Origin of the sequence: Tahibacter caeni, assembly GCF_024609805.1 — a bacterium.
Lineage (GTDB): Bacteria > Pseudomonadota > Gammaproteobacteria > Xanthomonadales > Rhodanobacteraceae > Tahibacter > Tahibacter caeni.
Window position 1 is genome coordinate 1 of the sequence record NZ_JANFVR010000366.1, and the last position, 4,359, is coordinate 4,359.

At 70.1% G+C, this 4,359-nt stretch carries 3 protein-coding genes and 1 pseudogene; 2 read left to right on the forward strand and 2 right to left on the reverse strand.

The window, feature by feature from the left end:
* Positions 1 to 347: pseudogene (locus NON22_RS20850) on the reverse strand (hypothetical protein); the annotation flags it as partial.
* A 132-nt stretch (positions 348 to 479) separates the two neighbouring features.
* On the reverse strand, positions 480 to 1,880 hold the full coding sequence (locus NON22_RS20855) for a class II fumarate hydratase (RefSeq protein ID WP_257388908.1): 1,401 nt from the start codon (positions 1,878 to 1,880) through the stop codon (positions 480 to 482).
* A gap of 90 nt (positions 1,881 to 1,970) precedes the next feature.
* Between NON22_RS20855 and purB the strand changes: the two genes are divergently transcribed.
* Positions 1,971 to 3,338, forward strand: a complete 1,368-nt coding sequence (purB, locus tag NON22_RS20860) for an adenylosuccinate lyase (protein WP_257388909.1) — start codon at positions 1,971 to 1,973, stop codon at positions 3,336 to 3,338.
* An 87-nt stretch (positions 3,339 to 3,425) separates the two neighbouring features.
* Positions 3,426 to 4,359: cupin domain-containing protein (locus tag NON22_RS20865; RefSeq protein ID WP_257388910.1), on the forward strand; the 934-nt coding region annotated here is incomplete at its 3' end.

Here is a 4,359-nt window from a genome sequence, read left to right on the forward strand (position 1 = left end):
GCGGGAGCCGGCGCAGGCGCCGCGGCGGGAGCCGGCGCGGCGGCCGGCTTCGGCACCTCGGGCTTGGCCTTGTCGGCGACGCGGACGACGACGTTCTCGAAGAAACTGTCGTTCAGGCGCACCGTGACGGCACCGCCGGCCTTGACCTTCGCAGCGACCGAGCCATGCCACTCCTTGGGCGCATTGATCACGACTTCCTTGCCGCTGGCGGCGGCCTGGCGGCCGAGCTCAGCCAGCTTCGCGTCCGCGGCACCGGTTTCGATGTCCTTGGCCGTGATCGAGATTTCCTGTTGCGCCCAGGCGCTGCTGGCCAGCAGCGCGGTGAGTAGGGCCAGACGTTTCAGCATTTCATTCTCCAGACAAGACGGCTACTGCAACTGCAAAAAGTGGGGAGGTAGGGGCGGCGCCATTGTGCCGCCGGGTTCGCCGCCGGCATGTGCTGTTCGCCATGACGGGCCCGATGTTCGCCGCCGAACGGATCAGCCGCCCGCGGCGCTGCCGGCGCCGATGCCGCCGCGGGTCAGCGCGACCGGGTCCAGCAGCCGCTCGAGCTCGGCTTCGGACAGGCCGCTGCGTTCGCGCGCGACGTCGAGGATGGGCCGGCCTTCCTTGTAAGCCTGCTTGGCCATCGCCGCCGCCGCCTCGTAGCCGACGACCGGGTTCAGCGCGGTCACGAGGATCGGGTTGCGCGCCAGGGCGGCCTGCACGCGGTCCGCGCGCACGCGCAGCCCGGCGATCGCCGCATCGGCCAGCTGGCGCGCGGCATTGGCCAGCAGGCCGATAGCCTGCAAGAGGTTGTGGGCGACCAGCGGCAGCATGACGTTGAGCTGGAAGCTGCCACTCTGCCCGGCGATCGTGACGGTGACGTGGCTGCCCATGACCTGGGCGCAGACCATCGCGACGGCCTCGGGAATGACCGGATTGACCTTGCCCGGCATGATCGAGGAGCCCGGCTGCAGCGCCGGCAGCTCGATCTCGCCGAGCCCCGCGAGCGGCCCGGAATTCATCCAGCGCAGATCGTTGGCGATCTTCATCAGCGCGCAGGCCAGCGTATTGAGCTGGCCGGAGAGTTCCACGGCCGCGTCCTGCGAGGCGATGCCTTCGAACAGGTTGGCCGCCGATTCCAGCCGGGTGCCGGCCAGTTCCGACAGGCGCTTCGCCGCGCGCTTGGCCTGGCGCCGGTCGGCGTTGATGCCCGTGCCGATGGCCGTGCCGCCGAGCGGCAGCCGGCGCAGGCGCTTGAGGCTGTCCTCGATGCGCTCGCCGGCCGACGCGAGCTGCGCGGCCCAGGCTTCGAATTCCTGGCCGAAGGTCAGCGGCATCGCGTCCATCAGGTGCGTGCGGCCGGTCTTGGTGACACGCGCCAGCGATTTGGCCCGGCGCTGGATCGTGCCGCGCAGGTGCTTGAGCGCCGGCAACAGTTCCTCGCGCACCTGCAGCAGCGCGGCGAGCTGGATCGCGCTCGGAATCACGTCGTTGGAGCTCTGCCCCATGTTGACGTGGTCGTTCGCATGCACGCCGAGCTTGCGCTCGCGGTTGGCCAGGTTCGCGATGACCTCGTTCGCATTCATATTGCTCGAGGTGCCCGAGCCGGTCTGGAACACGTCGATCGGGAACTGCGCGTCGAACTCGCCGGCCGCGACGCGCTCGGCGGCCTTGCGTATCGCCTTGGCCAGGGCCGGCTTCAGATGGCCCAGGTCGGCATTGACGTCGGCCATGGCCGCCTTGATCAGGCCCAGCGCGCGGATGAGGGCGCGCGGCAGGCGCAGGCCGGAGATCGGGAAATTCTGCACGGCACGCTGGGTCTGGGCGCCGTACAGCGCGGCCGCCGGGACGCGCAGCTCGCCCATGCTGTCTTTTTCGATGCGATAGTCGGCCATGGTGTTTCCTGCTCGCAGGGACCGGGAAGGGACCGGTCAGTATAGCCGCCGGTGTATCATTCCGCGTCTTTGCCCGCCCCCGCCGCCCCGATGACCCCGAATCCGCTCACCGCCCTGTCGCCGCTGGACGGCCGCTACGCCGCCAAGGCCGATCCCCTGCGCCCCATCTTCAGCGAGTTCGGCCTGATGCAGCGCCGCGTGCTGGTCGAAGTGCGCTGGCTGCTGGCGCTCGGCGAGCATCCGGCCATCGCCGAGGTGCCGCCGTTCAGCGCCGCGGCGCGCCAGTTCCTGACCAGCCTGGCCGACGGTTTCTCGCTGCACGACGCCGAGCGCGTCAAGACGATCGAGCGCGAGACCAACCACGACGTCAAAGCCATCGAATACCTGCTCAAGCAGCGCAGTGCCGGTTTCGCCGAAGTCGAGGCGGTCAAGGAGTTCATCCATTTCGCCTGCACCAGCGAGGACATCAACAACCTGTCGTATTCGCTGATGCTGCGCGACGCGCGCGACCAGGTGCTGCTGCCGGCCGTCGACAAGCTGCTCGCGACCCTGCGCCAGATGGCGCACGACCTCGCCGCCCAGCCCATGCTCTCGCGCACTCACGGCCAGACCGCCTCGCCGACGACGCTCGGCAAGGAAATCGCCAACGTCGCCGCGCGCGTCGCGCGCCAGCGCAGGCAGATCGCCGCGGTGGAGCTGCTCGGCAAGATCAACGGCGCGGTCGGCAACTACAACGCCCACGTCGTGGCCTATCCCGAAGTCGACTGGCCGGCGTTCGCGCAGTCCTTCGTCGAGGGCCTGGGCCTGACCTTCAATCCGTACACGACGCAGATCGAGCCGCACGACTGCATCGCCGAGATCGGCGACGCGCTGCGCCGGCTCAACACGATACTGATCGACTTCGCGCGCGACGTCTGGGGCTACATCTCGCTGGGCTATTTCCGCCAGGCGCTCAAGCCCGGCGAGGTCGGCTCCTCGACGATGCCGCACAAGGTCAATCCGATCGACTTCGAGAACGCCGAAGGCAATTTCGGCATCGCCAACGGCCTGTTCGAGCATTTCAGCGCAAAGCTGCCGATCAGCCGCTGGCAGCGCGACCTGACCGACTCCACCGTGCTGCGCGCGATCGGCACGGCGTTCGGCCACAGTCTGATCGGCCTGGACGCGCTCGCCCGCGGCCTGGGCAAGCTCAAGCCCGATCCCGAGCGGCTGGCCGCCGATCTCGACGCGAACCCGGAAGTGCTGGCCGAGGCCGTGCAGACCGTCATGCGCCGCTACGGCCTGCCCAATCCCTACGAGCAGCTCAAGGCGCTGACCCGCGGCCACGGCATCAGCAAGACCGCGCTGGCCGAGTTCATCGAAACGCTCCCGCTGCCGGCCGGGGCCAAGCAGCGCCTGCGCGCGCTGACGCCGGCCGGCTACGTCGGCCTGGCCGAGACGCTCGCGCGCGGCATCTGAAGCGCGGCGCCGCGCGCCGGTCCCGCGTCGTCCGGTCTCCGGCGCGCGGCGACAGCACGTTCCCGTTCACAGCACGAGTTTGCGGTCATGTCCCCAGCCATCGAGGTCCACGCCACGCCGTCGCAGCCGCTGGGCATGAGCCCGCAGGCCTTCCTGCGCGACTACTGGCAGAAGCGCCCGCTGCTGATCCGCGGCGCACTCGCCGGTTTTCCGCTGCCGATCACGCCCGAGGATCTCGCCGGCCTGGCCTGCGAAGAGGCCGCGCTGTCGCGCCTGATCGTGCGCGATCCGCGTCGCGAGCGCTGGAGCGTCACGACGGGGCCGCTGGACGAGGCCGTTTTTTCGACGTTGCCGAAGACGCATTGGACCCTGCTCGTGCAGGACGTCGACAAATGGGACATGGACGTGGCCGCGCTGCTCGAGCGCTTCCGCTTCCTGCCGCGCTGGCGCGTCGACGACGTGATGATTTCCTATGCGGTCGACGGCGGCGGCGTCGGCGCGCACGTCGACCAGTACGACGTGTTCCTGATCCAGGGCCTCGGCCGGCGCCGCTGGCGCATCAGCGACGATGCGGACGCGCCCAAGGCGTTCCGGCCCGAGCTGGAACTCAAGATCCTGGCCGAGTTCGCGCCGACCCACGACTGGGTGCTGCAGCCCGGCGACGTGCTCTACCTGCCGCCGGGCCTGCCCCACGACGGCGTCGCGATCGGCGACTGCATGACGCTGTCGATCGGCATGCGCGCGCCGGCGATCGCCGAAATGCTCGGCGACCTCGTCGACAGCCTCGTCGAGCCGCTGACCGAGGACGACCGTTACACCGACGCGGACCTCGCGCCGGCCAAGGACCCGTACGAGATCGACGCGGCCGCGCTCGCGCGCGTCGACCGCGCCGTCGCGCGGCTGCGCGAGCTCGACGACGCCGCGCTGCACGACTGGTTCGGCCGCTACATCACGGCCTACCGCAGCGCGCAGACCGCGCTGCCGCCGCCGCGCGCGACCACGGCGGCCGAGCTCGACGCGG

Bases quoted from the DNA above. Each gene is read 5' to 3' on its own strand.
- NON22_RS20855 (WP_257388908.1), bottom strand. From the start codon at position 1,880: ATGGCCGACTATCGCATCGAAAAAGACAGCATGGGCGAGCTGCGCGTC.
- purB (WP_257388909.1), top strand. From the start codon at position 1,971: ATGACCCCGAATCCGCTCACCGCCCTGTCGCCGCTGGACGGCCGCTAC.